The organism is Spirosoma endophyticum (genome assembly GCF_900112365.1).
Lineage (GTDB): Bacteria > Bacteroidota > Bacteroidia > Cytophagales > Spirosomataceae > Spirosoma > Spirosoma endophyticum.
Map to the genome: position 1 here is coordinate 383597 of NZ_FOLQ01000004.1, position 25859 is coordinate 409455.

The 25859-nt window shown below is 46.7% G+C and carries 20 protein-coding genes; 14 read left to right on the forward strand and 6 right to left on the reverse strand.

The features are described 5' to 3' along the window. Nucleotides 1-39 precede the first annotated feature (39 nt). Genes BM202_RS13575 through BM202_RS13590 form a run of 4 tightly spaced genes read right to left on the reverse strand, consistent with a single transcriptional unit; the run spans nucleotide 40 to nucleotide 3345 of the window. Complete coding sequence (locus BM202_RS13575; RefSeq protein ID WP_093826878.1) at nucleotides 40-825, reverse strand: class I SAM-dependent methyltransferase; 786 nt, start codon at nucleotides 823-825, stop codon at nucleotides 40-42. 48 nt (nucleotides 826-873) lie between these two features. Further along, nucleotides 874-1809: a glycosyltransferase family 2 protein gene (locus BM202_RS13580; protein WP_093826881.1), complete on the reverse strand. Its 936-nt coding sequence runs from the start codon at nucleotides 1807-1809 to the stop codon at nucleotides 874-876. Between the two features lie 37 nt (nucleotides 1810-1846). Next, nucleotides 1847-2941, reverse strand: coding sequence for a DegT/DnrJ/EryC1/StrS family aminotransferase (locus BM202_RS13585; protein ID WP_093826883.1), 1095 nt, complete (start codon nucleotides 2939-2941; stop codon nucleotides 1847-1849). Further along, nucleotides 2938-3345: a sugar 3,4-ketoisomerase gene (locus BM202_RS13590; protein WP_093826885.1), complete on the reverse strand. Its 408-nt coding sequence runs from the start codon at nucleotides 3343-3345 to the stop codon at nucleotides 2938-2940. The genes BM202_RS13585 and BM202_RS13590 overlap by 4 nt, the downstream gene beginning before the upstream one ends. 302 nt (nucleotides 3346-3647) lie before the next feature. Here BM202_RS13590 and BM202_RS13595 point away from each other — a divergent pair, with 302 nt between their 5' ends. The 7 genes from BM202_RS13595 (at nucleotide 3648) to BM202_RS13625 (ending at nucleotide 12135) form a co-directional block, all read left to right on the forward strand. Beyond that, entirely contained in the window at nucleotides 3648-4280 is a 633-nt protein-coding gene (locus BM202_RS13595; protein WP_093826887.1) for a DUF1684 domain-containing protein, read from the forward strand. Between the two features lie 102 nt (nucleotides 4281-4382). Continuing rightward, nucleotides 4383-6812 carry a phenylalanine--tRNA ligase subunit beta gene (gene pheT, locus BM202_RS13600; protein ID WP_093826889.1) on the forward strand — a complete coding sequence of 810 codons (2430 nt, stop codon included), beginning with the start codon at nucleotides 4383-4385 and terminating at the stop codon, nucleotides 6810-6812. A 133-nt stretch (nucleotides 6813-6945) separates the two neighbouring features. Beyond that, nucleotides 6946-7284: a hypothetical protein gene (locus BM202_RS13605; protein WP_093826891.1), complete on the forward strand. Its 339-nt coding sequence runs from the start codon at nucleotides 6946-6948 to the stop codon at nucleotides 7282-7284. Between the two features lie 48 nt (nucleotides 7285-7332). Beyond that, a complete protein-coding gene (locus BM202_RS13610; protein ID WP_093826893.1) occupies nucleotides 7333-7620 on the forward strand; it encodes a cell division protein ZapA in 288 nt (95 codons plus the stop codon). A gap of 107 nt (nucleotides 7621-7727) precedes the next feature. After that, nucleotides 7728-9338 (forward strand): ribonuclease Y, encoded by a 1611-nt coding sequence (gene rny / locus BM202_RS13615; RefSeq protein WP_177236579.1) that lies wholly within the window; start codon nucleotides 7728-7730, stop codon nucleotides 9336-9338. A 90-nt stretch (nucleotides 9339-9428) separates the two neighbouring features. Further along, nucleotides 9429-10094: a DUF4230 domain-containing protein gene (locus BM202_RS13620; RefSeq protein ID WP_093826895.1), complete on the forward strand. Its 666-nt coding sequence runs from the start codon at nucleotides 9429-9431 to the stop codon at nucleotides 10092-10094. 55 nt (nucleotides 10095-10149) lie between these two features. Next, the gene (locus tag BM202_RS13625) at nucleotides 10150-12135 is read left to right on the forward strand and encodes a M1 family metallopeptidase (protein ID WP_093826897.1); all 1986 of its coding nucleotides are present in this window, start codon (nucleotides 10150-10152) and stop codon (nucleotides 12133-12135) included. Nucleotides 12136-12147: 12 nt separating this feature from the next. On the opposite strand, the gene BM202_RS13630 is transcribed toward BM202_RS13625, so the two are convergent. Next, nucleotides 12148-13815 carry an NFACT RNA binding domain-containing protein gene (locus tag BM202_RS13630; RefSeq protein WP_093826899.1) on the reverse strand — a complete coding sequence of 556 codons (1668 nt, stop codon included), beginning with the start codon at nucleotides 13813-13815 and terminating at the stop codon, nucleotides 12148-12150. A 299-nt stretch (nucleotides 13816-14114) separates the two neighbouring features. Between BM202_RS13630 and BM202_RS13635 the strand changes: the two genes are divergently transcribed. The 7 genes from BM202_RS13635 to BM202_RS13665 all read left to right on the forward strand — a co-directional run bounded on the left by BM202_RS13635 (nucleotide 14115) and on the right by BM202_RS13665 (nucleotide 25111). After that, nucleotides 14115-17411, forward strand: a complete 3297-nt coding sequence (locus BM202_RS13635; RefSeq protein ID WP_093826901.1) for a SusC/RagA family TonB-linked outer membrane protein — start codon at nucleotides 14115-14117, stop codon at nucleotides 17409-17411. Nucleotides 17412-17509: 98 nt separating this feature from the next. Continuing rightward, the gene (locus BM202_RS13640) at nucleotides 17510-19261 is read left to right on the forward strand and encodes a RagB/SusD family nutrient uptake outer membrane protein (RefSeq protein ID WP_093826903.1); all 1752 of its coding nucleotides are present in this window, start codon (nucleotides 17510-17512) and stop codon (nucleotides 19259-19261) included. A gap of 124 nt (nucleotides 19262-19385) precedes the next feature. Beyond that, on the forward strand, nucleotides 19386-19646 hold the full coding sequence (locus BM202_RS13645) for a hypothetical protein (protein ID WP_093826905.1): 261 nt from the start codon (nucleotides 19386-19388) through the stop codon (nucleotides 19644-19646). Between the two features lie 78 nt (nucleotides 19647-19724). Then, nucleotides 19725-20936 (forward strand): AGE family epimerase/isomerase, encoded by a 1212-nt coding sequence (locus BM202_RS13650; protein ID WP_093826907.1) that lies wholly within the window; start codon nucleotides 19725-19727, stop codon nucleotides 20934-20936. 120 nt (nucleotides 20937-21056) lie between these two features. Further along, a complete protein-coding gene (locus BM202_RS13655) occupies nucleotides 21057-23474 on the forward strand; it encodes an endonuclease MutS2 (protein WP_093826909.1) in 2418 nt (805 codons plus the stop codon). A 94-nt stretch (nucleotides 23475-23568) separates the two neighbouring features. Then, nucleotides 23569-24231: an HAD family hydrolase gene (locus tag BM202_RS13660; RefSeq protein ID WP_093826911.1), complete on the forward strand. Its 663-nt coding sequence runs from the start codon at nucleotides 23569-23571 to the stop codon at nucleotides 24229-24231. A gap of 97 nt (nucleotides 24232-24328) precedes the next feature. Beyond that, complete coding sequence (locus tag BM202_RS13665; protein WP_093827270.1) at nucleotides 24329-25111, forward strand: peptidase associated/transthyretin-like domain-containing protein; 783 nt, start codon at nucleotides 24329-24331, stop codon at nucleotides 25109-25111. Between the two features lie 7 nt (nucleotides 25112-25118). Here the strand turns inward: BM202_RS13665 and BM202_RS13670 are convergent, their stop codons facing one another. Then, nucleotides 25119-25859: a response regulator gene (locus BM202_RS13670; protein WP_093826913.1), complete on the reverse strand. Its 741-nt coding sequence runs from the start codon at nucleotides 25857-25859 to the stop codon at nucleotides 25119-25121.

Below are 25859 nucleotides of genomic sequence, written 5' to 3' on the forward strand. Positions count from 1 at the left end.
ATAATTGTCTTTTGCTTCAGGTATAGGTACTGTTGTTAGCTAACCCTTATCGACTGGTGACTGACGGCTTTCGACTACTATGAACAGCGAACTACCAAATGGGGTTCGTCGGAGCGTTTTTTGTTCGATCCGGACGATCTTATATAATGTTTCGTTAAGCCACGTGCTGGGCAAATAAACGTCCGACTGGGCTTCTTCGGGTGCTCGCCAGCCGAGTGCCAGTTGCAATCGTTGCCATTGTCGCATGCCTAGAATTAAGGGTGACAATAGAAAACTCCAGTACGTTGCCTGCTTGATACGTAGTCCGGCAGTGGGCATTAACCGCTTGAAATCAGCCAGCACAAACCGTCGAATAATGCCAACAGCCAGGTCATGCTGCCCCTGAAATGCCTGAAAGGCGTTGTTATTGCTTATCAGAATGCCGTCGGGTTTCAGTCGATGCGCCAAGGCAGCCAGTAAATTTGACAAGTCCGGATCAGAGAAGTAGCAGAATACGTCATTGCAAATGATGGCGTCGTATTGAACGTCTGGCTCAAAACTGGCGAGGTCATTCAAATTAATGAACGTAACGGGAAGACCGCGCTCATGACAAAAGGCAACAGCATCTACTGAGCCGTCGATGCCCTTGAGGTTTGAATACCCGCGTTGACGCAAAAAATCCAGCATGCCGCCCGTTCCGCAACCCGCATCTAAAATACGGATGTCCCGACGGTTTCCACTGTATTGTTCCAACGCATCAACTACGCGCTCATGCAGATGACGATACCACCACAACTGCCCTTCCAGCCGAAACATTTTTTCGTATTCTTCCGAGCGACCGATCATACAAAAAGAGTGAATGAGCGAAAGAGAGAATGAGTGAAAACAGAAGCGTCAGCCGCTCTTTCGCTCTTTCATTCTTTCGCTCTTTTTTTCCACATACGGTGGCAGACCGCTGTAGGCCATGAATAATTTGCCGAGGTACTCGCCTAAGATGCCCAAAAAGAGAAGTTGTATGCCTAAACCAGCGCCGACAGCCCATACGACAATACCCCAACCCGGAATGCTAAACGCGTTACTTAGCCAGCCAATTAACAGCATTAAACCGCTCAACAGACTCAGGCCGAATGATAGGGCACCAAGCCATGTGAATACCCGAATTGGCCAGAGCGAATAACCCACAAACACATTGATAAACAGCCCAATAAGCTTGCGAACGGTGTAACTTGAACGACCTTCAGCCCGCGAATTATGCGGTACCATAACGCTACCAACGTTGCGTGTTACCCGAAAAATAAGGCCGTCAATATAGGGATAGGGTCCACGATAGCGGATAATCTCGTCCACTACGTCGCGCCGGATAAGCTTAAAGCTCGACAGATAAAGATCATGCGGTTTGCCAATCGAATAAGTCGTCAGCTTATTAACAAGCCAACTGCCCAAGTTCCGAAACCAGTGGTGTTGCTTCTGCTCATAGCGACTGTATACGACATCGTATTTTTCGGTTTCGGCCGTTGCAACGAGCGTTAGTATAGCCTCAGGCGGGTTTTGAAAGTCGTCGTCAATAATGACTACGTATTGCCCACTAGCGTGGTTAAGTCCACAGAGTACCGCGTTGAACTCGCCAAAATTCCGACGTAGCGATATGAATTGCACATTCGAATATTGTTCCTCCAGTTGTTGGCAGATTACTTCCGAACGGTCAGCACTACCATCATTCACCAGCACAACTTCGAATATCTGCTCAGCCAGACACGCCTGCAACCGCTCGACCAACGGAGCAATAGTCCGTTCGCTATTGTAGACAGGAATGACGACGGTGAGCTGCATAGGGTGTAGGGAGAAAGTACTACGTAGTATTTCCCGCTTAAATGTCACTAAATTGGTTAATCATCTCGACAATATACGTAACCTGATCATCTGTCAAGCCTGGATTGAGTGGTAGACTAAGTACTTCTCGATGCAATTGCTCCGAAATCGGGAACGACAGTTGCGCATAGGAAACATAAGCTCGCTGATGATGGGGCGGAACTGGGTAATGAACATCCGTACCAATTCCTTTTTGGTGAAGATACGTCCGCAGGGTATCCCGTCGTGGATGTCGGATCACAAATAAGTGCCAAACGTCCTGTTCAACTTGGTCAGGCGGTGGTAAGGCTACGTCGGGATTGCGAATGCCGGTCAAATACAGTTGGGCTAATTCTCTACGTCTTTGATTTTCCCCATCAAGCAACGGCAGTTTCGCCGACAATATAGCCGCCTGTAGCTCATCTAAACGACTATTGTGCCCCAGATAATCATTCACATATTTCTGCGCTGAGCCATAGTTTCGCAAGGCCCGCAACCGGGTGGCTAGCTCAGCATCGTTCGTTGTGATAGCGCCAGCATCACCCAATGCGCCAAGATTTTTACTGGGGTAAAAACTCCAGCCAGCCGCATCACCCAGGTTTCCGGCCCGTTTGCCTTTATAAGTCGCCCCATGCGCCTGCGCAGCATCTTCTAGCACTTTTAGATTGTACTGCTGCGCCAGTTCATTAATCGGCCCCATATCGCAACAGCGACCATAGAGATGAACGGGTAATATGGCTCTCGTTTGGGACGTTATAACGGATTCGATTCGTGCCGGATCAAGTAAATAGGTTTGTGGATCTGGTTCAACGAAAACGGGCGTTAGTCCAGCATGCGTAATACTGAGCACGGATGCGATGTAAGCATTTGAGGCTACGATTACTTCACTGGTTGCGGGAAAGCTCCACGCCTTCAGCACCAACGTCAGCGCATCGAGTCCATTAGCAACGCCAACACAATACTGGCTCTGACAGTAATCGGCAAATAGGCGCTCGAAAGCGTCGACCTCATGCCCCAGAATGTACCAGCCTGAGGCTAAAACGCGATCGATAGCAACCTGAATGGCTGTCTGATGTGGTTCGTTTACCTGTTTCAGATCCAGAAACGGAATCATTCCGAATCAGCCATCACCGAATCACTGGCCAGTCGATGGTTAGGATAAGGTTCGTAGATATAATCGTCTTTATCGTATAACTCGTTTGACACGACAAGCAGAATAGCATCGTCCGAAAACTCATCCATCGTGTGCCAATCTTCGGGCGTCAATACAAGACACTCTCGAGGGTTCGTTAAGTGATATACGGTTTCTTCCTTTCCGTTATTATTATATACCCGACAACTACCGCTCACACAAATAAGGGCGTTCCAGGCGCGATGATGACGATGACCCGCACGTGCTGTATGACCTGCGTCATAAATGTAAAAAACTCGTTGGATCACTCCAGGAATAATGTGTTCAAAAACGGTTAGATTACCGTTTCCCGACGTAAAAGTTTTTAGTTCGTAAAGTTGGGCCATATGCAGGCAGAAATGTTTATTTCAACAGCGGGTAAGTACAGAACCTTAAAGTTATTAAAAAACAATTAAAACAGAAGCGATCAATACAGTACAGGAGCTAACCTACAAATTCCATGAGGAGTAGTAGAATTATTTTACCGAAAAATACCCGTCGAATTTGAATAATTCTAATTTCTCGGGCAAGATCATTTTAATATTTATCATAAAACCAAGATTTTGAGCTTAAGTTGACTATTTTTCCTTTTTTATCCTTTTAATTTCCGCCAGAGACTAAAATTCTATTTGGTTATCTATTTGCAGCAATGTTAAAGAACAAACTTTTTCTGGTAACCTTATTCCTGCTTATCGCAGCCGTGTTGTATTATACTTTTTTTGATGATAACGCCGGTGGTTCAGACGAGTCTCTTAAACCGGAAGTATATCGTCAGGAGGTAGCAGCAGCACGCAAAGAGAAAGACCACTTTCTTAAAACCAGTGCTGAGTCCCCAATTACAGACAAATCGGCATTTAAGGGATTGGTTTATTTCACCCCCGATCCGGCCTATCGTGTTGCCGCCCGCCTGGAGCCTTTCGCCGACAAGACGCAGAAACTTGTAGTCACCATGACCGATGGCAGCGAAGAAGTGTATGATAAGTTTGCCCACGCAGTTTTTAGTCTGAATGGCGAAGCCTGCCGCTTACTGGTCGTAAAGCTGGACAAGACGTATTCCATTCTGTTTCGCGACGCGACATCGGGCAAGGAAACTTACGGTGGAGGCCGCTATATTGAACTCAACCCCGACAAGCTGACCGATAATCGCGTTATACTGGACTTCAACACAGCCTATAACCCTTACTGTTCGTATAATCCTAGTTATGCCTGTCCACTTCCGCCTAAAGAAAATTCGCTTTCTATATCGATAAAAGCTGGGGAGAAATACGTGGCACACGACTGAGTATGGCAGTGAACAAGATTATTCAGGCCAAATAAAGTAGTTCATCAAGTAGGCAATCAACCAATTGGCTAACTTTGCGGTATTTATCTGCTTTGCCGCCGTATGGAAGTTTCCTATAAATGGTTACAAGAGTTCATTGAATTGCCCGAATCACCCGAAGAAGTTGGCAAAATCCTGACTGCAACGGGTCTGGAAGTCGAAGGAGTCGAAAAGATTGACGCTATACCAGGTGGTCTGGAAGGGGTCGTCATTGGGGAAGTGCTGACCTGCACAAAACACCCGGATGCCGATAAATTAAGCCTGACAACGGTAGATGTTGGTGCTGGTCAACCCCTACCTATTGTATGCGGTGCGCCCAATGTGGCCGCTGGCCAGAAAGTTGTGGTGGCACTTGTAGGCGCTACGTTACACCCTGCTTCAGGAGCGCCCTTCCAGATCAAGAAAGCCAAAATTCGCGGGGCAGCCTCGGAAGGTATGATCTGCGCTGAAGACGAGATTGGCCTTGGATCATCTCACGCGGGAATTATGGTGCTCACGACCGATTTACCCAATGGTACCCCGGCCGCCCGCTACTTCAATCTCGAAGCCGATTATCAGATTGCTATTGGCCTTACGCCGAACCGCATCGATGCCGCGTCTCATTATGGCACAGCCCGCGATTTAAAAGCTGTTCTGAATCGCCCGCTACGTCTGCCTTCGTTAGATGCTTTCAGCGTGAGTAATACTAACTTAACGCTCGATGTACGAGTAGACGACGTAGAAGCCTGCCCACGATATACGGGTTTGACCATCACCGGCTTAACCGTTAGCGAATCGCCGGATTGGCTCAAACAACGACTGCTGGCCATTGGTCTGAACCCGATCAATAACATTGTGGACGTAACAAATTACGTTTGCCAAGATTTGGGCCAACCGCTTCACGCGTTCGATGCGGATAAAATAGCCGGGAATAAGGTGATCGTAAAGACGCTACCTGAAGGCACTGCGTTTGTAACACTTGACGGAATCGAACGTAAGCTTTGGGCTACCGACCTGATGATTTGCGATGCCGAAAAACCCATGTGTATTGCGGGCGTATTTGGCGGAAAGTATTCGGGAGTATCAGCCGATACGACCAGCATTTTTCTCGAATCAGCTTATTTCTCCGCTACGTCCGTTCGTAAGACGGCTCAGCACCATGGGCTTAAAACCGACGCGTCGTTCAGGTTCGAGCGAGGTACCGATCCAAACATGCCGGGATTCGCGCTCAAACGGGCCGCGTTACTGATTCAGCAAGTAGCCGGGGGTGCCATCAGTTCAGAGATTACTGACCTCTATCCAACGCCCATTGAGCCGTTTCGGGTGCCGGTACGTTATCGCAACATTGACCGACTGATTGGGATCAAGATTGATCATTCCGAAATCCACCGGATACTGGAAGCGCTGGATATTCAGGCTGAGGAAACGACCGCTGACGGCTTCGTAGCCATTGTTCCACCCTATCGCGTGGACGTAACCCGAGAGGCCGACGTAATTGAAGAAATTCTTCGGATTTATGGCCTGGACAACGTACCGCTCTCGACTAATCTGACGGCTGAATCGTTATCGGAGTTTCCGAAAACTGATCCCGATCAATGGCAGAGCCGCGTCGGGCAATTGATGGCGGCTAATGGTTTCTATGAGATCCTGACGTTATCGCTTACGCGTCCGTCTTATAATGATGCGGTCCGATCTTCATTGCCGGGTGCTGATGTAACGCTGCTTAACCCGCTCAGCGAGGAACTATCGGTTATGCGGCAAACCTTGCTATTTTCGGCGCTCGAAACGCTGGTGTACAACCTGAACCGACGACAGAAAGACTTGAAAACCTTTGAGTTTGGCAAAGTTTATTCTAAAGTACAGCTTGATGAAGGCCAGTCGAAATACGTTGAACGAATGCGATTGAGTCTGGCCATTGTTGGCAATCAGGAGCCAGAAAGCTGGCTTCAGAAAAGTCAGCCGGTGGCCTATCACAACCTGGCCACGGCCGTTCAACGAATTCTGAATTTATTCCGGATTAAATCGTTTGACACACAATCTGCTGACCCAACGTTTTTCCAATACGGCCTGACCTACGTAGTAAATAAAAAACCGTTAGTGAGCCTGGGACTAGTTCAGCCCAAACTCACTAAATTAGTGGACCTAAAACAGCCTGTATTCTACGCTGATTTTGATTGGCAGGCGCTGCTTAAACTAGCGAGTACCAAGGCACGTTATGAAGAAGTTTCCCGGTTTCCTGAAGTCCGTCGCGATTTGTCGCTTGTGCTCGACAAAGTCGTTACCTTCGAACAAATTAGTCGGCTGGCTCGCCAGACAGAACGGAAATTATTACGAACAATAAATGTTTTTGATGTTTACGAGGGAGAAAATCTTGGCGCAGGAAAAAAGGCGTATTCTGTTAGTTTTCTGTTGCAGGACATTACGCAAACGTTGACCGATGTAACCATTGACAAAACTATGCAGCGGCTCATAAACGCATTTGAGCAGGAGTTAGGGGCTGTCATCCGTAAATAATTGGTGAAAGCGTGAAGGAGCGAAAGAGTGAAAGGCCAACGTAGTAAAATAGCATAAGCAATTTTTAGCTTACCAGCGGCCTTGATTCATTCTTTCACTCTTTTACTCTTTCGCTCTTTCACTCATTAAAACTGTGGTTAGCGAACATCAAATTATTGCTTTGGTTGAGCGATTCGAGCACAAGCTCAACTTGCTTAGAAATGCATACACAGATGCCCAGAATCGGATTGAAGAGCTCGAAGTAGAGAACCTCGCGCTTGGTGAAAAACTGAGAGAAAAGGACACTGAGTTTAAAGAGTTACGGAAAAAACATGTTAATTCCGAAAAAAACACACCAAAGTCGAAAGATGTTGGTATAATTGTAAAAGACAATCTGTTTAAGACAGATACGAATGCTGAATTAAAACAACAACTCGACGAGTATATCCGGGAATTGGAACGGTGTATAGCTCATTTGAGTAGTTTGTCATAAACCCAAATAGGTTCCGTGGTTTAGGCGCCACTTGAGCCGACTGCAGCGATGAAAGAACTGCCAATTCGCGTAAAAATAGCCGACCGGACCTACAAATTACGTGTAGAGCCGGAAGCGGAAGCCATTGTGCGCGAAGCCGCCAAGCTTATTCAGGAAGAACTGAAACAATATCGGGATCAGGGCTTCACGGATACACAGGAAGCACTGGCCATGGTAGCCTTCGACTGCTTAGTCACTAAGCTCAGAGGAGAACGACAAATGCAGAGATTACAACAAATGGTGTTTGACAAAATAACTCAATTAGACCAGGTCGTCACGCCGGTCATTACAACATAGACAACCGGCGGGCTGTCCACCCTACACATTACCCCGAGTTAGCGTTCAGAGCACTCGTATCGCAGCAGATTGATAGTTTATTTTTTCAATCCTAACGATATAGTCCGATGGACATTCCAATTTGGTTAACGATTCTTGCTACCCTCGCGGGGGGTGGCATTGGCATATTGATTGGTCGCCAGATGATGGCGGGCGTTCGCGCAAAGCACGAGAAAGAAGCAGAAGAAAGAGCCGCACTTATTTTGAAAAATGCGGAATTACAGGCCGAAACCATCAAGAAAGACCGGATGCTCGAAGCCAAAGAAAAGTACCTTAAATTAAAAACTGAGTTTGAAGAAACAACGAATCAAAAACGAAATATCCTTCTTCAGAACGAAACCAAGCTAAAACAACGCGAACAACAACTTAACCAGCAGGCTGATCAGCAGAAAAATCGCGAAGGTGAACTCAATCAGCTACGTAACGAGATCGGTCAGCAAAAAAATAGTCTCAATCAACAGATTGATGCGTTAAACAAGCGCCGGGAAGATGTTGATAAGCGGCAACAGGAAGCTGACCGGATGATGGCCGATCAGTTGATGCAGCTCGAAAAAATCGCGGGCCTTTCGGCTGACCAGGCGCGGGAGCAACTTATCGAAACGCTGAAGGCTGAAGCTGAAACCCGGGCGTCGTCCTATATCAAAAATATCGTAGAAGAAGCGAAGCTGACAGCCACAAAAGAGGCTAAGAAGGTCGTTATCGAGACCATTCAGCGAACCGCTACCGAGCACGCCATTGAAAACTGTGTATCGGTTTTCAATATTGAATCGGATGACGTAAAAGGGAAAGTTATCGGTCGTGAAGGCCGTAATATCCGTGCCCTGGAAGCAGCTACAGGCGTCGAAATCATTGTAGATGACACCCCCGAAGCCATCATCATTTCGGGTTTCGATCCCGTCCGACGCGAAATTGCCCGTCTATCGCTCCACCGACTTGTGCAGGATGGTCGTATTCACCCTGCCCGCATTGAGGAGATCGTGGCTAAAACCCGCAAAAATATTGAGGACGAAATTGTCGAAATTGGCGAACGTACTGTTATTGACCTCGGCATTCACGGACTGCATCCTGAACTGATCAAGATGGTTGGACGGATGCGTTTCCGGTCAAGTTATGGTCAGAATCTGCTTCAACATTCCCGCGAAGTCGCTAAACTTTGCGCCACCATGGCGGCTGAACTGGGCCTGAATGCCAAGCTGGCAAAACGGGCTGGTTTGCTCCATGACATCGGTAAAGTGTGGCCTGAAGAAGCCGAATTACCCCACGCCATTCTGGGCATGGAACTGGCCAAGAAGTATAAAGAGAATCCGGAAGTTATAAATGCTATCGGTGCTCACCACGACGAAATCGAGATGACGAGCATGATCTCGCCTATCGTGCAGGTATGTGATGCCGTATCGGGTTCACGGCCGGGTGCCCGTCGTGAAATGATGGAGTCATACATCCGGCGCTTAAAAGAACTCGAAGAACTGGCGGGTAGTTTCCCCGGTGTAACGAAGTGCTACGCTATCCAGGCCGGTCGTGAGCTACGTATCATGGTCGACGCCGACCATGTTTCTGACGAACGGGCGGGTATGTTATCGTATGAAATTTCGCAGAAGATTGAGAAAGAGATGCAGTATCCTGGGCAGATCAAAGTAACGGTCATTCGGGAAATGCGGGCTGTGGCCTACGCGAAGTAGTAGTATCTACTGATAATGCACAATGTATAATGAATGCGGCTATAGCCTCTCGTTATACATTGTGCATTTTTCATTCTACATTTAACCCATATGGATTTTTTTACTGTCCTTCTATTAATTCTCGTTGGGGCGGGCGGGGGCGTTGCCTTAGCAAATACCTTACGCAAGCGTGCGGGTATTACCGATATTCAGCGCGATTCCGTGTTGTTGCTGGAGCGGATTGAAAAGGTTTTTAAGGTAGTCATGGCCGAAGGCTATTTCTCAGAAATTTACAATTATCAGGATCAAAAAAAGATTCTATACCTACTAAATGATCCCAAAAAAGCAATGATCATTGTTAAGTCAAAAGTGTTGGTGGGATTTGATTTTGCCAAAATTCGCTTTCAGACACCCGTTAATGGCGAGAAAAAGTTGATTATTGAATCGTTTCCAGAGCCAGAAGTTCTCTCCATTGATACGGATTACAAATTTTACGACATCCAGGCGGGCATTCTGAACCACTTCAGTGGAGCCGACTACACCCAGATTCTGGACGAAGCCAAGCAGGCGATGAACGAGCGGGCCATGCAGAGCGATCTCCCAAAAATTGCCAATAATCAGATTCAGTACATGATGTACCAACTGGCAAGTTCGATGGGCTGGCAACTGCAGCTCCCCGAAGCAGATCAGAAACAACTGGAAGCGCTGAAAGCTCAGGCAGAAGCTGATTCCAGGCTATCCAAACAATTGAATTCTGGCAGTATTTTCGAAAAATAAGGGCAGGCTAATCAAGTGCCTTCTAGCTTGTTAGGTAACAAAAAGCTACTGTGTTATGCGATTTATTTACTTTCTCCTGCTATTACCACTTGTAGCCAATGCTCAGTTAGACAGTGATGCTGGTCAATTCTGCCGGGCAGGTAAGGTGCGCTACTTTGGTCGATTGGCCACAAACCCAAAAGCACGGCTAGCCTATCCTGGCGACGCAACGATCGATGTTACGTATTACGGGCTTGACCTCCGCCTGACCCACACGCCCAACAGCTTACGTGGAGCAGCAACTATCACACTTAAAAGCACAACCGCTGCCCTTACTAGTTTTTTTCTGGACTTAAACTCAACTACGGCAACGACTGGCGAGGGTCTTCGCGTCGATTCAGTTAAAGTCGGTAATCAAAAGGTAACTTTTCAACACGCTCAAAATAAGCTCACGATTACACCCCCACAACCATTGGCCAATGGGCAATCACTAACTTTAATCGTGTTTTATCAGGGTGTGCCCAATAGTAGCGCTCAGGGCAGTTTCCGATTTGGCAGGCACGAGAATAACACCGAACCAGCTATCTGGAGCCTCAGTGAGCCCTACGGCTCTCCAGATTGGTTTCCCTGTAAAGATACCCCTGCTGATAAAGCCGATTCGTCGGCGGTACGTATTACAGCTCCCGCCCGCTTTGTGTCCGTTTCCAATGGTAAGCTTGTGAGCACAGCTGATAATCCCGATGGCACGCGAACATACGCCTGGAAGAACAGCTACCCCATCGCGCAATACCTAATTTCGATTGCTATGTCGAATTATGAGCAGTTCGACACGCCCTTCACATACGGGACGCAAACGATGCCCGTAACCCATTATATCTATCCAGAAATACTCCCACAGGTACGTAGCAACCTCAGTTTGACTCCCACCATGTTGAGTTTGTTCACCGATCGTTTCGGGCCGTATCCATTTCTACGCGAGAAATATGGCCATGCCCAGTTCGGGGAGGGGGGTGGCATGGAACATCAGACAATAAGCTCAATGGTAGTGGGCGCACTGACGCCCACTACCATTGCCCATGAGTTGGCTCATCAATGGTTCGGCGACAAGATTACCTGCCGCGATTGGCAGAACATATGGCTCAATGAAGGATTTGCCTCTTATGCAGAAGCCATTTATATAGAGTCAATTAGGGGTCAATCAGGTTACCAATCGTATATGAACAACTTCATGTCCAGCGCCCGCAATGCCCTGGGAAGCGTATATGTGCAGGACATAAGTACGATTGCTAATATTTTCAGTAGTAGTAGAAGCTATGCTAAAGGTGCGACTATCCTGCATATGCTACGGGGCGTCGTCGGTGATAGCACCTTCTTTCGGATTCTAAAAACCTACGCTGCTACGCCCACACTGGCTTATCAAAGTGCTGTGACGGAAGATTTTCAGGCTGTGGCGCAGCAGGTTTCGGGTAAGGATCTGGCTTACTTTTTTAAACAGTGGATTTATGGCGAAGGCTATCCAACTTATAAAGCCACTCTATCAGGTGGAACGTCAAATTCGACTGTAACGCTACGTTTAGAACAGCGAAATGCAACGGCCAGCAATCCCAGTTCATTCACAATGCCGGTACAGATTAAGATTCAGTCGGCCGCAGGGGATACAATCGTAACGGTGTTTAATGACCGTGCTGATCAAACGTTCTCCCTCCCCATGAAAGGAGCGGTAACGAGTGTCGTCATTGATCCGAACAACTGGATTTTGAAAGCAACTGAAAGCACCCCTATAATCACGGCTATATCGGAACCTCCACCTGGCGGGCTACGAGTTTATCCAAATCCAACAACAGAAACCCTTACAATTGACTTTATGCAAACCCAGGCTGGACCCGTTACGTTATCACTGACGAATCTGCTGGGGCAGCGCGTGAGAACTTCCAGCGAATCGAATCTACCACCGGGTACTTATTCCCGTCCACTTAATTTACATGGATTAGCAACCGGACACTATACTGTCATGGTAGAAACACCGAGCGGCCTACAAAGTCGGGTAGTTTTAGTACGCTGAGCGCTTTACTCCTTATTCTCCTCTTGGCACAACCATCACTACGTCCTCTTTTTCAATCAATACCTGACCCTCGGCCAGTCCTTTAGGCTTTCGGACATATTTTCTAGGCGTTACCGTGACTGGACATAAACTGTCGGTTCGACGTTTGGAGTACCAGGCCGCTAGCTCAGCAGCCCGTTCGATAACGTTCTTCGGAAATGGTTTGCCTGCCTGGTACTTCACAATCACGTGCGAGCCCGTAACATCGCGGGCATGCAGCCAGAGATCTTCTTTGTAAGCGAACTTTTGCGTGAGCAAGTCATTATTTTTCGCGTTCCGTCCGATCAGAATACGAAATGAATCCTGAATTACTTCCTTAAATAATGGAGCAGATTCACCAGATGCCGTTGTGTGGCGATCGGCTACATCAACAAGTAGGTTGTGTTGTTTGATATAACGTCGAAGTTCTTTCAGGGTCAGAATTGGCTCAAGTTCCATTTTCTGCTGATCAATACGTATCAATTCGGCTTCACGCATGCCAATTTGATCGGAAAGATGTTGCTCTTCTATCTTTTCATTCTTGGCTTTGCGGTAGAAATTCTCAGCATTTTTCTGCGGACTAAGATCAGGCTTGAGTTTCAGCGTAATCGGTTGATCACGATAAAAATCGTATAGGGTGATACGTTCAGGTGATTTGGCCCCTGGCACCTGAGGTATATCATGCAGATTTGCCATTAATATATGTCCCATTTCCTCATGACTGGCGCCCTCATCACGTAACACAAGCCGTTGCATAGATGCCTCAATTTGTACTGCAGCCCGTTTCCTACGTTTATCGAGCAATCGGAACAGGTTGGCTTTTTCGTGTTCAAAGGTATTTAGTCCATTGTAAGCAACGTAGAATCGGCTGGATGCTTCGAGGGGGTCAGTAAATTCTCGCTGTATATCACCTAGTGACAATAAGCTAAGGGTTGGTTTGTGGTCGAGCCGGGTTAGATAGTAACGAGGCTGTTCAAGTTGACGTAAGACGTCTTGAATAATAGCCCAAAGGCCCTCCGCTCCTTGCTCTGTACGCTGTGCTTTTTGCTCATCAATCCATCTATTTACTACTTTCCCAAACGTGGGAAATAACTTTTTGTAGTCGAAATCAGCCCGTTCGAAAGCCTCATAAGACTGATCAATTGGTCGGTCGAACGTATTGAGCATCAATTGCTCATCGGCCACTAACTGCTGATTGAACAGGTCAATAACATGGTTTCCCTGATAGGCCAGCAGATTAGGACGATTTCCAAAGAATTTGAACAATAACAAGAAATCGTCTTCTAAAGTAATAGCTAAACAGCGTTCGTTCTGGAATGATCGAACATCAACGACAGTTCGTCCCTCACCCGTTGTTCCAACTAGTGTTTCGAAGAGATTTACACTGTTGGTACGAGCCCGTTGCACCGTCTCGGGAAACAACAATCCAGAGAAATCTGGCCGCAATGTTGCTTTAATATAAAAGGGTTTATAATAATTGGTTTTGCCCTTAGCCTGCGCAAAAACGAGAACTATTTCGTCGCGATCCTGACTGAAACACTCCATAAATCGGAGGCTTGGAGTAGGCTTATCAAGCCCCTCTTCTACCCGAGTAAAACTACTTACCAGATGCGATTTAAGGGCGGGGGCAAGTTGTCTAAGGAAATAATAATTAGTGTGCATAATTCTGTAAAAGTACCTCTATAACTGTCTAGGCAACACATTAAAAAATATCGAATTTTAGTAGAAAAGTATCAACAAAAAATAAGATTAATCTTAGCTACACAACTAAAAAATACAGATAACAAATTGAATATCAATTAATTATTAAATTATCAACACTATAATAATTGTAATTTAATAAGAATTAACCACATTTTAATTATAATACATAGACACGATTATCAAAATTTCTTTTTGAAATATGATTTAAACGGCATAATATTGATCCGTTTTAACAAATTTTAACCAACCTAATCTTCATGAAAACATCGTTCTACAGGTTTCTGCAGACCGCTTGTTTTGGGGCAGCCCTGCTGCTTTGGAGCCTAACCGCTTCTGCCCAAGACCGTCAGATAACCGGGAAAATTACTGGTGCCGATGGGCCAGTTCCTGGTGCTAACATTGTATTGAAAGGTACCCAGACAGGAACATCTTCCGACGCTAATGGTGACTTCAAATTGAGTGTGCGAGGCAGTGATCCTTCTCTTGTTATTTCTGCTATTGGCTTCAAAACGCAGGAAGTTGCAATCGGTAACCGTACAGCCTTAGAGGTCAAACTCGAAGATGATGCTACTGCCTTGAGCGAAGTAGTCGTAACAGGGTATTCTACTGAAAATCGCCGGGATGTAACGGGAGCTGTTTCGACCGTAAAACCAGCACAATTGAAGGTTGTTCCATCAACGAACGTTGAACAACAGTTACAGGGTCGGGTGGCTGGATTAACCGTTATTACGAACGGTCAACCAGGTACGACCAGTCAGGTTCGGGTACGGGGCTTTGGCTCATTTGGTGGTAACCAGCCTTTATACGTAGTAGACGGCGTTCCAACACAGAGCATCCAGTACATAGCACCGGATGACATCGAAACAACTACTGTTTTGAAAGATGCTGCCTCTGCATCTGTTTACGGAGCACGGGCCGCTTCTGGAGTTATCGTATTGACGACCAAGAAAGGTCAACGGCGGGCACAAAAACTGAGCATTAGCTACGATGGCTTATATGGTGTGACAGATCCAGGCCATGGCCAAAAAATTCTGAATCCGCAGGAACAGGCTGACTGGACCTGGCAGGCTCGTAAGAATGATTTATATCAGGCTGGCACCGCCGTTGGTCCTGATAGCTTCACGGGTATTGCTAACGGTCAGTATGGCACAGGCCAAACACCTGTTCTACCAGATTATCTGCTGGTAGGTAGCCAAACTGGCGTATCCGCATCACAGGTAGATTTAGCAGCGGAAAAGTTAAAGTATAACATCAATCCCGCCAATGGTTCTATATACAACGTCATTGCGGCCAACAAACAAGGCACCGACTGGTATAAAGAAATTACTCGTGTTGCTCCGCTGATGCGGCACACCCTAGGCTTTTCGGGTGGTACAGAATCGAGTCGTTACTACCTTAGCTTAGGTATGCAGCAACAGGCGGGTATCATTACATACAATAATTTCTCCCGGTATACCTTCCGGGTAAATACTGAGTTTGACATAACCAAAAAACTGCGGTTCGGCGAGAATATTCAGTTTGCGTATGTATCAACTACAGGGCTACAGGGAAGTACAGGAAGTACATTAGGCAATGGCACGAACAACAACTCCAGCGTTGCCAATGATGAAAACGACATCCTGCTGGCTTTCCGTCAGGCGCCAATCATTCCGGTCTACAACGTGTTTGGTGGCTATGCGGGTACAGCTGCATCCGGTTTCAATAATGCCCGTAACCCAGTGGCTAACCGTATAGGTGCAAAGGATAACCTCAACTACAACCTTATTGCCTTTGGTAATGCTTATCTGGAGTACGATGTAATTCCAGCTTTAACACTTCGCAGTAGCCTTGGTGGTACATATTTCAGCAATTACAGTAATTCCTACAACCGGGCTCAGTACGAAAACTCGGAGAATAATACGAACTATGTATACAACGAAGGAGCAAATGTTGGCCTAGCATGGACTTTCACCAATACCGCCCAGTACAAGCAGAAATTTGGTATTCATGACATTAGCGTCCTGGCAGGTATTGAAGCGTTGAATACAGGTAATGGTCGGGGGATTAGCGGCTCGGGCTTAAATCCAGCCGTAACTGATCCTAACTACGTAACCATCGGTACAACTACACCAGGTGCCACCCGTACCGTAAACAGTTATTATGGAAAAGGAAATAATTTCTATTCACTGTTTGGTCAGGCTCGTTATACCTACAACGATAAATACATTTTAACGGGTGTTGTTCGTCGTGATGGTTCTTCGCAGTTTGGACCCTCCAATCGTTATGGTGTGTTTCCAGCTGTTTCGGCGGCCTGGCGCCTTTCAGGAGAGGAATTCATGAAGAATCTGCCCTGGATATCTGATTTAAAAGTTCGGGGAGGTTATGGTCTGATGGGTAATTCTAACTACCTGAGTGCAACGAACCAACTTACGTTGTATGGTACCAATGCAGCTAACAGCTACGATATTACTGGTGCCAATACATCTGTACAGTCAGGGAATTATCGCAGTCAAATCGGTAATCCCGACGCTAAATGGGAGACCAGCGTTACGTCTAACATTGGCGTTGATGGATCCTTCTTTAATAACAAGTTAGAAGTTGTACTTGATTTTTGGCAGAAAGACACGAAGGATCTGCTTTACCCATTGGCACTTCCAGGTGTAGTTGGTGTGCGGGCTAATGCACCTTACGTAAACGTAGCGAGTATGCGTAATAAAGGAATCGACCTTTTGATTACCAACCGTGGTAACGTAACAAACGATCTCAGTTATGAAGTTACAGCTGTGGGTAGCATACTGGATAACAAAATTACAGGTATTGCTCCATCAGTTCCCTTCTTCTACAATACTACGGGTAGTCAACGTCTGAGCACACCTGTGGTTCGGAACGAACCAGGGCATGACCTTTCCTCTTTTTATGGATATAAGGTTATTGGTTTGTTCAACAGCAATGCGGATGTATCAGCTGCTGCTGTGCAAAGTGGCGCTGCCCCAGGTCGCTTCCGCTATCAAGATACGAACGGAGACAAAGTTATCAATGATGACGACCGCGTATACCTTGGCAGTCCTATTCCGAAATTTACGGGTAGTATAACGCTTACACTTAAGTACAAAGGCTTTGACCTGAATACACAAGTATATGCTTCGCTGGGTAATTCGATCTTTAATAACTCAAAATGGTATACCGACTTCTACCCTTCTTTTCCAGGGGCAGCTGTTAGTGCCCGGGTGAAAGATTCATGGTTGCCGACCCATACCGACACGAACGTACCAATTTTCGAAAACACGTCTAACTTCAGCACCAATCAGGTAGCTAATTCTTATTACGTGGAAAATGGCTCTTACGGTCGTATGCAATACCTAACTTTGGGGTATACGTTCCCTGCTACGTTGCTGGATCGCCTTAATCTGAGCCGGTTAAGACTGTCGCTTTCGGCAACCAATCTATTCACAATCACGAAGTATAGTGGGTTAGATCCAGCCGTTGGCGGTTCAGCTGACCAGAACTTTGGGATTGATATTGGTAATTACCCTGTTACTCGGGGCTACAATGTTGGCTTAAGCTTCGGTTTCTAAAACCAGATCAGTATAAGGCAGGATGATCAGTCCTCATGAATTGATCATCCTGTCACTAAAAGAACTATAATCATTTAATTTCTTAGTCAACTTGCACTATGAAAAATCCTATTACAAAAGGCACTGTAACCGCAGCTATGCTAACGCTGGTTTCATTCGCCTGTAGTGACAAATTTCTGGATGTACCAGCCACGGGTCAGCTAGCTCTAAGCCAGACAACCTCCAAGGCTGGACTTGAAGCTTTGCTTCTCTCCTCGTATGCCCAATTAAATGGGCGGGGATTCTCAAGAGCCACCAGCTCATTCAACTGGGTACGCGGCAGTGTATCAGGGGGAGAGGCTAATAAAGGTTCTAACTCTGGTGATGGTGGTGGCAATACTAATTTTAGCACCTTCCAACGTTATGAGATTTTACCAACCAACGGCGATATTAACGATAAATGGCGGGGTATGTATGAAGGCATTAGCCGAGCTAATGCGGCAATCCGTGCGCTGGCCTCGGCAGGTCCTGACCTTACAGCAACCGACAAAACACGCATAACGGCAGAAGCTCGTTTTTTGCGGGCTCATTACCATTTTGAATTAAAACGTTCGTTCAATATGGTTCCTTATATAGATGAATCGCTGGACTATGGATCGGGTATTGAAAAGGTTACGAACGCTACTGACATCTGGCCAAAAATTGAAGCGGACTTTAAATTTGCCGTCGATAATTTACCTGCAACACAGGGTGCAGTTGGTCGCGCAAACAAGTGGGCCGCAACCACCTATCTAGCCAAGACGTATTTGTATCAAAAGAAGTATACGGATGCTAAGACGCTTTTCGATCAGGTTATCGCAAGTGGCACAACCAGTGATGGTAAGAAGTACGGTCTGGTAGAAAATTACACAGATGTTTTTAATGCGGCAAAAGACAATAGTCAGGAGTCTGTCTTTGCTATTCAGGCCGCCGTCAATACGGGCGATGTGTCTAACTCCGCTCAGGAGCTAGATTTGAATTTCCCTTATAACACGGGGTCGAATGGGCCTGCTGGTTGCTGCGGATTCTTCGCTCCCAGCTTTGAATTAGCTAACTCATTCCGCGTTAGTGCTACTGGCTTGCCATTACTGGATGGCTCTTACAATACAGGTGCTAACCAATTAAAGAACGATCAAGGTATTGACTCGAAAACAGCTTTTACGCCAGACGCAGGTCCAGTTGACCCACGTTTAGACTGGTCGATAGGCCGCCGGGGTATTCCTTACTTAGACTGGCAGGTTCACCCAGGCCTTGACTGGATTCGTGATCAGAGCTATGCCGGTCCCTTTTCGCCTAAGAAGTTTGTCTTTTACCGTTCGCAGGATAAAAGTCTGACCGATGGTAGCTCCTGGACAGATGGGTACTCTGCGATTAACTACAATATTATTCGTTATGCTGATGTGCTGTTAATGGCTGCTGAAGTTGAAATCGAAGCAGGTAGCCTGGAAACAGCTCGTAACTACATCAACCAGGTTAGAACCCGTGCTGCCAACGCAGCTACTTGGGTAAAAACAACTGATGGTAAAAATGCCGCAAACTATGTAATCAGTACCTACACCACGGCCTTTGCTAGTAAAGAGGCTGCCCGAACTGCGGTTCAGTTTGAGCGTAAACTGGAGCTCTCGGGTGAAGGTCATCGTTTCTTTGACCTCGTTCGTTGGGGTATTGCAGCTCCTACGCTGAATTCTTTCCTGGCTTATGAAAGCGCGAAACTACCAACAGGCTATTCAGGAGCTAAATTTACGGCGGGTCGGGATGAATACTTCCCGATTCCACAGACACAGATCGACTATCAGGGTAAAGATATTCTGAAGCAAAATCCGAACTACTAAAAATAGACAAGTCTGTAAGTTCTTTTAAAAAGCCTGTTCTAGATCAATTAGAACAGGCTTTTGCTTATAAAACAATCTTACAAAGCTCAGAGTTATTAGCCTATACAACAACTAGACAAATGTTATGGCTAATCACAAAACCACAGACCAGCCGGGGTCTAAAGACTTGCAGGCTAACCATAAGCGGACCCGAAATCAGGAAGCTCATGATACGGGTAAAGATCGTCCGAATGGAGAACGGACCATGCAGCCTTCTAATAAAAGCAAGCAGGGGCCAGAGGATGATCATCAGGAAAATACAAAAACCATAAGCGAACTTGCTGAAGAACGCGGTGGACACGGTCACTCTGGACACAGCAGCAGTCGTAATGGGAGCCGTAAATAATAGTCAGTAAGACAGTAGTTTTTGTATCCTCGCCTTTTTCATCTTCATAGAAGTAAAAAAGGCGAGGATACAATTTTTATGAACGCTGACCTAAAGCAACTTACTGCCGAGCTTCGGCAGGAACACAAGGATATTCTGGCCTACTGGCAGCGTTACGCCCCTGACCCTACGAATGGTGGCTTCTATGGTCGAGTCAACTACCAGAACCAGCCCGATCCTAAAGCCGATAAAGGTATTGTCTTGAATGCCCGAATTTTATGGACGTTCTCAGCAGCTCTTCGCCATACGCAACACGACGATTATCGCGCTGTTGCCGATCAGGCTTTTCAATACATTCAAAAATATTTTATTGACCCACAATTCGGTGGTGTCTATTGGTCAGTCGATAATAAAGGCCAGCCGAAGTACCCGCTTAAGCATCTATATGGGCAAGCATTCGCCCTCTATGGCCTGAGTGAGTATGCTCATGCAACTGGCTCCGCCCCCGCCCTCTCGCTGGCAAAGGATCAGTTTCAGCAAATGATAAAGCATGCCTATGACAGCAAAAAGGGTGGTTTTGTAGAAGCGCTGTCGCGTGACTGGTCACCAGCGACAGATTATATTATCAGTAAATACGATAATCAGGAAAGCAAAACGATGAACACGCATCTCCATATTCTGGAGGCATTTACGTGTTTATATCGCGTTTGGCCAGATAAATCGGTGGCTGATCAGATGCGTGGTATGCTCCGTATGTTTCTGGATCATATAATTGATCCAAAGACGTATCGCATGAATCTTTTCATGGATAATGACTGGAAAATCAGGCGGACCGCCATTTCCTACGGTCATGATATTGAAGCCTCCTGGCTCCTGCCCGAGGCTGCCGACGTATTGGCAGCCAAGAATCCAGCCGATAAACCAATGCAAAAAAAGGTTCGGGACGTAGCGATTAAGATGGCACGGGCTGCCACTACGGGCTTTGATCCAAGCGATGGCGGCATGAACTATGAGCTTGAACCTGATGGTCATTTAAACAAAGAACGCTCTTGGTGGGTACTGGCTGAAGCCATGGTCGGTTTCATGAACGCCTATCAACTTACACACGAAAAACAGTTTTTAGATAAGTCTGTAAGTAGTTGGGAGTTCATTAAAAAGTACTTGCTCGACCTCAAAAATGGCGAATGGTACAGTGGCGTCAGTAGCGACCACAAGATACTCGGCAACGATAAAATCAGCATGTGGAAATGCCCTTACCATAATAGTCGCTCCTGCCTTGAAATGCTAGAGCGTATAGAGCATTTGCGGTAACCGAACCCGCAGCCCTTACTCAATGTTATTCATATAGAGACGCCTATCGGCGCTGTTTCTGAATAAACTTTCTTTACCAGCTATTTTCCATCAGCCAGCCAATACGGATGGCTCTACATAATGCTTTACCCCAATACCTTAGAAAATAAATTAGGTTTCGATACCATTCGCGAACGGCTAAAAGACGCCTGTGTTAGTCCGCTGGGACAGGACTATGTCGATAAAATTCGCTTTACGGACAATGCCCAACTGATTGACAAACTGCTACGTCAAACGACTGAATTCAAGCAGATTGTTCAATACGAAACTGATTTCCCAAACAGTAATTATATCGATGTTCGTCCTCATTTAAGTCGTGCCCGTGTTGAAGGGTTAGCCCTCACGGAAGCTGAGTTTTTTGATCTTAAACTGGCTTTACGGACGATTCAGGACTGTCTGCGGTTTCTTGCCAAACGAGAGGAGGATAACAATTTTCCTTTCCTGCGTGAACTGGCCGGACCGGTGGGCGTCGATAAAAAACTAACGGATGCCATTGAACGCGTTATCGACGATCGGGGTAATGTGCGTGATTCAGCCTCGCCCGAATTGGCCAGTATCCGTCGGCGAATTATTAGTGAACAGGCTAACCTTCGCAAGCGGCTTGACAGCATTTTGCGACAGGCCCGGCAAAATGGCTGGATTCCCGACGATCTTTCACTAACCGTACGTGGGGGACGGCTCGTCATTCCGATTGCCGCCGAGCACAAACGTAAGATTAAGGGTTTTGTCCACGATGAGTCACAAACAGGCCAGACGGTGTTTATGGAACCAGCTGAGGTGTTCGACATGAACAACGAAATACGGGAGCTGGAGTACGAAGAACGGCGCGAAATTTATCGCATCCTGTTGTCACTGACCGATCAGATTCGCCCCCATTTGGAGGATTTAAAACGGGCCGTCAACTTTCTGGCGCAGATTGACTTTATCAGAGCGAAAGCAAAACTGGCAATCCAACTGGATGCCATTATGCCGAAATTGCATGAGCGCCCCTTTGTAAACTGGACTAACGCACGTCACCCGTTACTATACCTGTCGTTTTCAAAACAGGGGAAAACTGTCGTACCGCTTAACGTACGACTGGATGATAAAGCGCGTATCTTGATCATTTCGGGACCCAATGCCGGTGGGAAATCGGTAGCACTGAAAACCATTGGTCTCATACAGTACATGCTGCAATGCGGCTTGCTGGTACCCATGGCAGACTATGCCGAAATGGGCGTTTTTCAGAACCTGTTCATTGATATTGGCGATGAACAATCACTCGAAAATGACCTCAGTACGTACTCATCGCACTTAACAGCGATGAAGCAGTTTCTGATCGGCGCCAACAAGCGGACGTTGTTTCTTATTGACGAATTCGGGACAGGCACGGAACCGGGATTGGGCGGTGCCATTGCCGAGTCAATTCTGGAAGATATGAATAAATCGGGCGCATATGGCGTCGTAAATACCCACTACACCAATTTGAAAGTTGTTGCCGACAAAACACCGGGTCTCATCAATGGGGCCATGCGTTTCGATGGTGAACACCTGGAACCGCTCTATCAGTTAGAAATTGGGCGACCTGGCTCGTCATTTGCGTTTGAGATCGCCCAGAAAATTGGCTTACCCAAAGGCGTCATTGACCGGGCCAAGGATAAGCTAGGCAATCAGCAGGTGAATTTCGAGAAACTGTTAAAAGAGTTGGATATTGAAAAGCGTGTTTTCTCCGAGAAGAATCTCGAAATAAGTATCAATCAGCGCAAGCTGGCTCAACAACTCGCTGAATATACGGCCTTGAAAACCCGCCTGGATAATGAACAGAAAAAGCTGATCAACGATGCCAAACTGAAAGCTAAAACGCTGGTGCAGGAGGCAAACCAACGTATTGAAAGCACCATTCGGGAGATCAAAGAAAATAAAGCCGAGCGCGAACCAACGAAACAAATCCGGCAGGAACTGGAACGGTTTGAGCAGAAAGAACTGAAGCCCGAACCACTGGTCATTGAAGCGCCTAAACAGCCCGAGGAGGAGTTCGAGAAGGATAGTGGAGCTATTACCGTGGGTAGTTATGTGCGTGTCGTGGGCCAGAATACCATTGGTGAAGTGTTGGCCATGCGCGGAAAAGATGCCGAAATACGTATTGGTGATCTGAAGTCGAATGTCAAACTTAATCGGCTCGAAAAAGTCAGTAAGAAGACGTTTAAAGAGGCTACCGAAGTGCGGGACGACCGACCGCGTTCGCAAGGGGTAGACATCAATGAGAAGATGCAGAACTTCAGCTTCAACCTCGATATCCGGGGCAAACGGGGCGAAGAAGCGCTTGGTGAAGTCGATCGCTTTTTCGATGATGCGCTGATGCTTGGCTACCCTGAGCTACGTATCGTTCATGGGAAAGGCGATGGTATTCTGCGGACTCTCGTGCGCAATCATCTGCGTGGTTATAAGCAGGTTGGTAAAATGGAAGACGAACACGCCGACCGGGGTGGTGCGGGCGTAACGATTGTGAAAATGAAATAATTTACGAAACCCAGAGAAACGAAGGGAGGACGAAGGAGACAGAGCTAATTTTTTTCGTGTCCTTCCTTCGTTTCTTTGTGTTCAAACCCAAAATATGAAAGCAGTAATTTTTGATATGGATGGTGTACTTGTGGATACGAATCCGCATCACCGGATAGCCTGGCGTGAATATTATCAGCGCAACGGAAAAACGTTAAGTGATGATGATTTTGTGCAGCATATTTCGGGTAAACACAACTCCGATATAGTAGCCCATCTATTTCCTGATCAGGCACTTACACCTGAAGAAGTCGTGCGATTAAGTAATGAAAAAGAAGCCCTGTTTCGGGAATTGTACAGCGATGCTATTACACCTGTTCCGGGAATCGTTGCGTTTTTACAAGTGCTGAAAGATGCCGGAATTCGCACGGCGGTGGCCACATCGGCACCTGTAGAAAATCTTGACTTCGTTATGGATGCGCTCAATATTCGTCAATACTTCGATGCGCTGTTAAACGAGAGCATGGTTAACCATCCGAAGCCCGACCCCGAAATTTACCAGAAAGCTATGGCAATGCTCGGTGTCGAACCAGCCGACTGCGTCATTTTTGAAGACTCAATGACCGGCATTCAAGCCGCGAAAGCATCAGGAGCTAACGTAGTGGGTGTTGCAACCACCCAATCGCCTGATGAGTTAGCCCCTTTCGTAGATGATGTTATTCGGGATTTCACGGAAATGAGCCTCGACCGGGCACAACGGCTGGTTAAGGTTTTTTAACGCCTTTGCTACGTATTGATCCGATGAAACGCGTAATTTTACAATAATGACCGTGCCACGAGTATACTTCGTGGCACGGATTGTTTTAAAATTTGATATGCAACATTATGTTTTCTTTTCGCTGCTCCTGATAACCGCTTTCTGTTGGTCGAGTGATGTGCGGGCGCAGGGGAAGTACGTCATTGGAACAGTCGTTGATCAGACAACAAAAAAGGGCGTGGATCGCGCTACGGTCGTGAATCAGCGCACCCGGCAACGCGCCCGCACAAATGCTACGGGGCGTTTTTTTCTGACAATTCAGCCTGGCGATTCATTAATTCTAACCAGTCAGCTTTACAACCGTACGGGCATTCGCTACGACGGCGGAGACAATCCAACCATTATTGCCCGCGCCTTGCCTCCCATGCCTTATCGGGTGGTTGATCTTGATGAAGTTACCGTTACGGGTAAGCGCTACGAAGAGGTAAAACGTGAAATCAAGGAGATACTCGATGAGCCAACAGCATCGAAAAAAGTAACGGGCGAGCAAGCTTTCGACCGGCTGGCCGATGGCGCAGGTGTAACGTTATTGTATGAGATGTTTGGGAAAAGGCCCAAATCGGACCGAAAAGCCTATTATATCATGCAGCAGGATCGGCGGCATGCGCTGGCCCTCGAACGCTTCAGGCTGATGGTTGAACAATCGACCGATCTGAAACCCGACGAGATAGACCGCTTCTTTGATTTCTGCGATTTTGACGATGAATATCTTCTTAAGGTCGAGGACTACGATCTCATCAATACCATTCAGCAACTGCGCACCCGCTACCGAAACGGATTCAATCGCCCCAGCAAGCTCTCATCCGATCCGAATCAAGCAACGCCCAAGCAACGACAGTAAATCGTACCTATTTCGTTCTAACAACCGTAAGCTTTTTCATAAGCTCCTTTCGGCTGGCAGTTGGAATCTGGATTGGCGTTTTATGATTTACCATAAACAGGTAATTACTCTCCAGGCGCTCCATATGATCCAGATTAATGAGCAGAGAGCGCGACAATCTGTAGAAATTTGGGGTAGAAAAATACTGTGCCAGATGACTCAGGTTTGTGCTTATGTGATAGGGTAACATTTTGCTCGCTAAGAAAAGCTTCACATACGACCCATCAGCTTTTAAATAAAGCATATCATCGGTGGCAATTTTTTCGTAGCCTTTATCCACCGGCAAATACAGATAATCGGAACCGACGGCCTCAACAGTAGGTGCCAGATTATATTGATATTGATAGTACGCCAACTCAATCTGCAACTTCAGTTCTTCCTGCCGGAAAGGCTTAAGCAAATAGGCAGCCGGGAGCGTTTCTTTAGCCAATTGAAACGTTTTAGGCTCGGAATTCGCCGTCAAATAGATAATAGGCATTCGATGATATTCCAGTAATTCTCTGGCAGTAGCAATACCATCACCTGTAGAGTCTTTCAATTCGATGTCAATCAGGGCCAGATCCGGCGGATGACTTTTAACGGCCTTCACTGCCTGATCCAGATTACGGGCAATGGTAGTAATCTGATGACCGGCTTCCTGCAGTGTCTCGCTGAGGTCCATTGCCGTAATGGTTTCATCTTCTACAATCAGGATCTTCAGCGAGTTCAT

Bases quoted from the DNA above. Each gene is read 5' to 3' on its own strand.
- BM202_RS13575 (WP_093826878.1), bottom strand. From the start codon at position 825: ATGATCGGTCGCTCGGAAGAATACGAAAAAATGTTTCGGCTGGAAGGG.
- BM202_RS13580 (WP_093826881.1), bottom strand. From the start codon at position 1,809: ATGCAGCTCACCGTCGTCATTCCTGTCTACAATAGCGAACGGACTATT.
- BM202_RS13585 (WP_093826883.1), bottom strand. From the start codon at position 2,941: ATGATTCCGTTTCTGGATCTGAAACAGGTAAACGAACCACATCAGACA.
- BM202_RS13590 (WP_093826885.1), bottom strand. From the start codon at position 3,345: ATGGCCCAACTTTACGAACTAAAAACTTTTACGTCGGGAAACGGTAAT.
- BM202_RS13595 (WP_093826887.1), top strand. From the start codon at position 3,648: ATGTTAAAGAACAAACTTTTTCTGGTAACCTTATTCCTGCTTATCGCA.
- pheT (WP_093826889.1), top strand. From the start codon at position 4,383: ATGGAAGTTTCCTATAAATGGTTACAAGAGTTCATTGAATTGCCCGAA.
- BM202_RS13610 (WP_093826893.1), top strand. From the start codon at position 7,333: ATGAAAGAACTGCCAATTCGCGTAAAAATAGCCGACCGGACCTACAAA.
- rny (WP_177236579.1), top strand. From the start codon at position 7,728: ATGGACATTCCAATTTGGTTAACGATTCTTGCTACCCTCGCGGGGGGT.
- BM202_RS13620 (WP_093826895.1), top strand. From the start codon at position 9,429: ATGGATTTTTTTACTGTCCTTCTATTAATTCTCGTTGGGGCGGGCGGG.
- BM202_RS13625 (WP_093826897.1), top strand. From the start codon at position 10,150: ATGCGATTTATTTACTTTCTCCTGCTATTACCACTTGTAGCCAATGCT.
- BM202_RS13630 (WP_093826899.1), bottom strand. From the start codon at position 13,815: ATGCACACTAATTATTATTTCCTTAGACAACTTGCCCCCGCCCTTAAA.
- BM202_RS13635 (WP_093826901.1), top strand. From the start codon at position 14,115: ATGAAAACATCGTTCTACAGGTTTCTGCAGACCGCTTGTTTTGGGGCA.
- BM202_RS13640 (WP_093826903.1), top strand. From the start codon at position 17,510: ATGAAAAATCCTATTACAAAAGGCACTGTAACCGCAGCTATGCTAACG.
- BM202_RS13645 (WP_093826905.1), top strand. From the start codon at position 19,386: ATGGCTAATCACAAAACCACAGACCAGCCGGGGTCTAAAGACTTGCAG.
- BM202_RS13650 (WP_093826907.1), top strand. From the start codon at position 19,725: ATGAACGCTGACCTAAAGCAACTTACTGCCGAGCTTCGGCAGGAACAC.
- BM202_RS13655 (WP_093826909.1), top strand. From the start codon at position 21,057: ATGCTTTACCCCAATACCTTAGAAAATAAATTAGGTTTCGATACCATT.
- BM202_RS13660 (WP_093826911.1), top strand. From the start codon at position 23,569: ATGAAAGCAGTAATTTTTGATATGGATGGTGTACTTGTGGATACGAAT.
- BM202_RS13665 (WP_093827270.1), top strand. From the start codon at position 24,329: ATGCAACATTATGTTTTCTTTTCGCTGCTCCTGATAACCGCTTTCTGT.
- BM202_RS13670 (WP_093826913.1), bottom strand. From the start codon at position 25,859: ATGAACTCGCTGAAGATCCTGATTGTAGAAGATGAAACCATTACGGCA.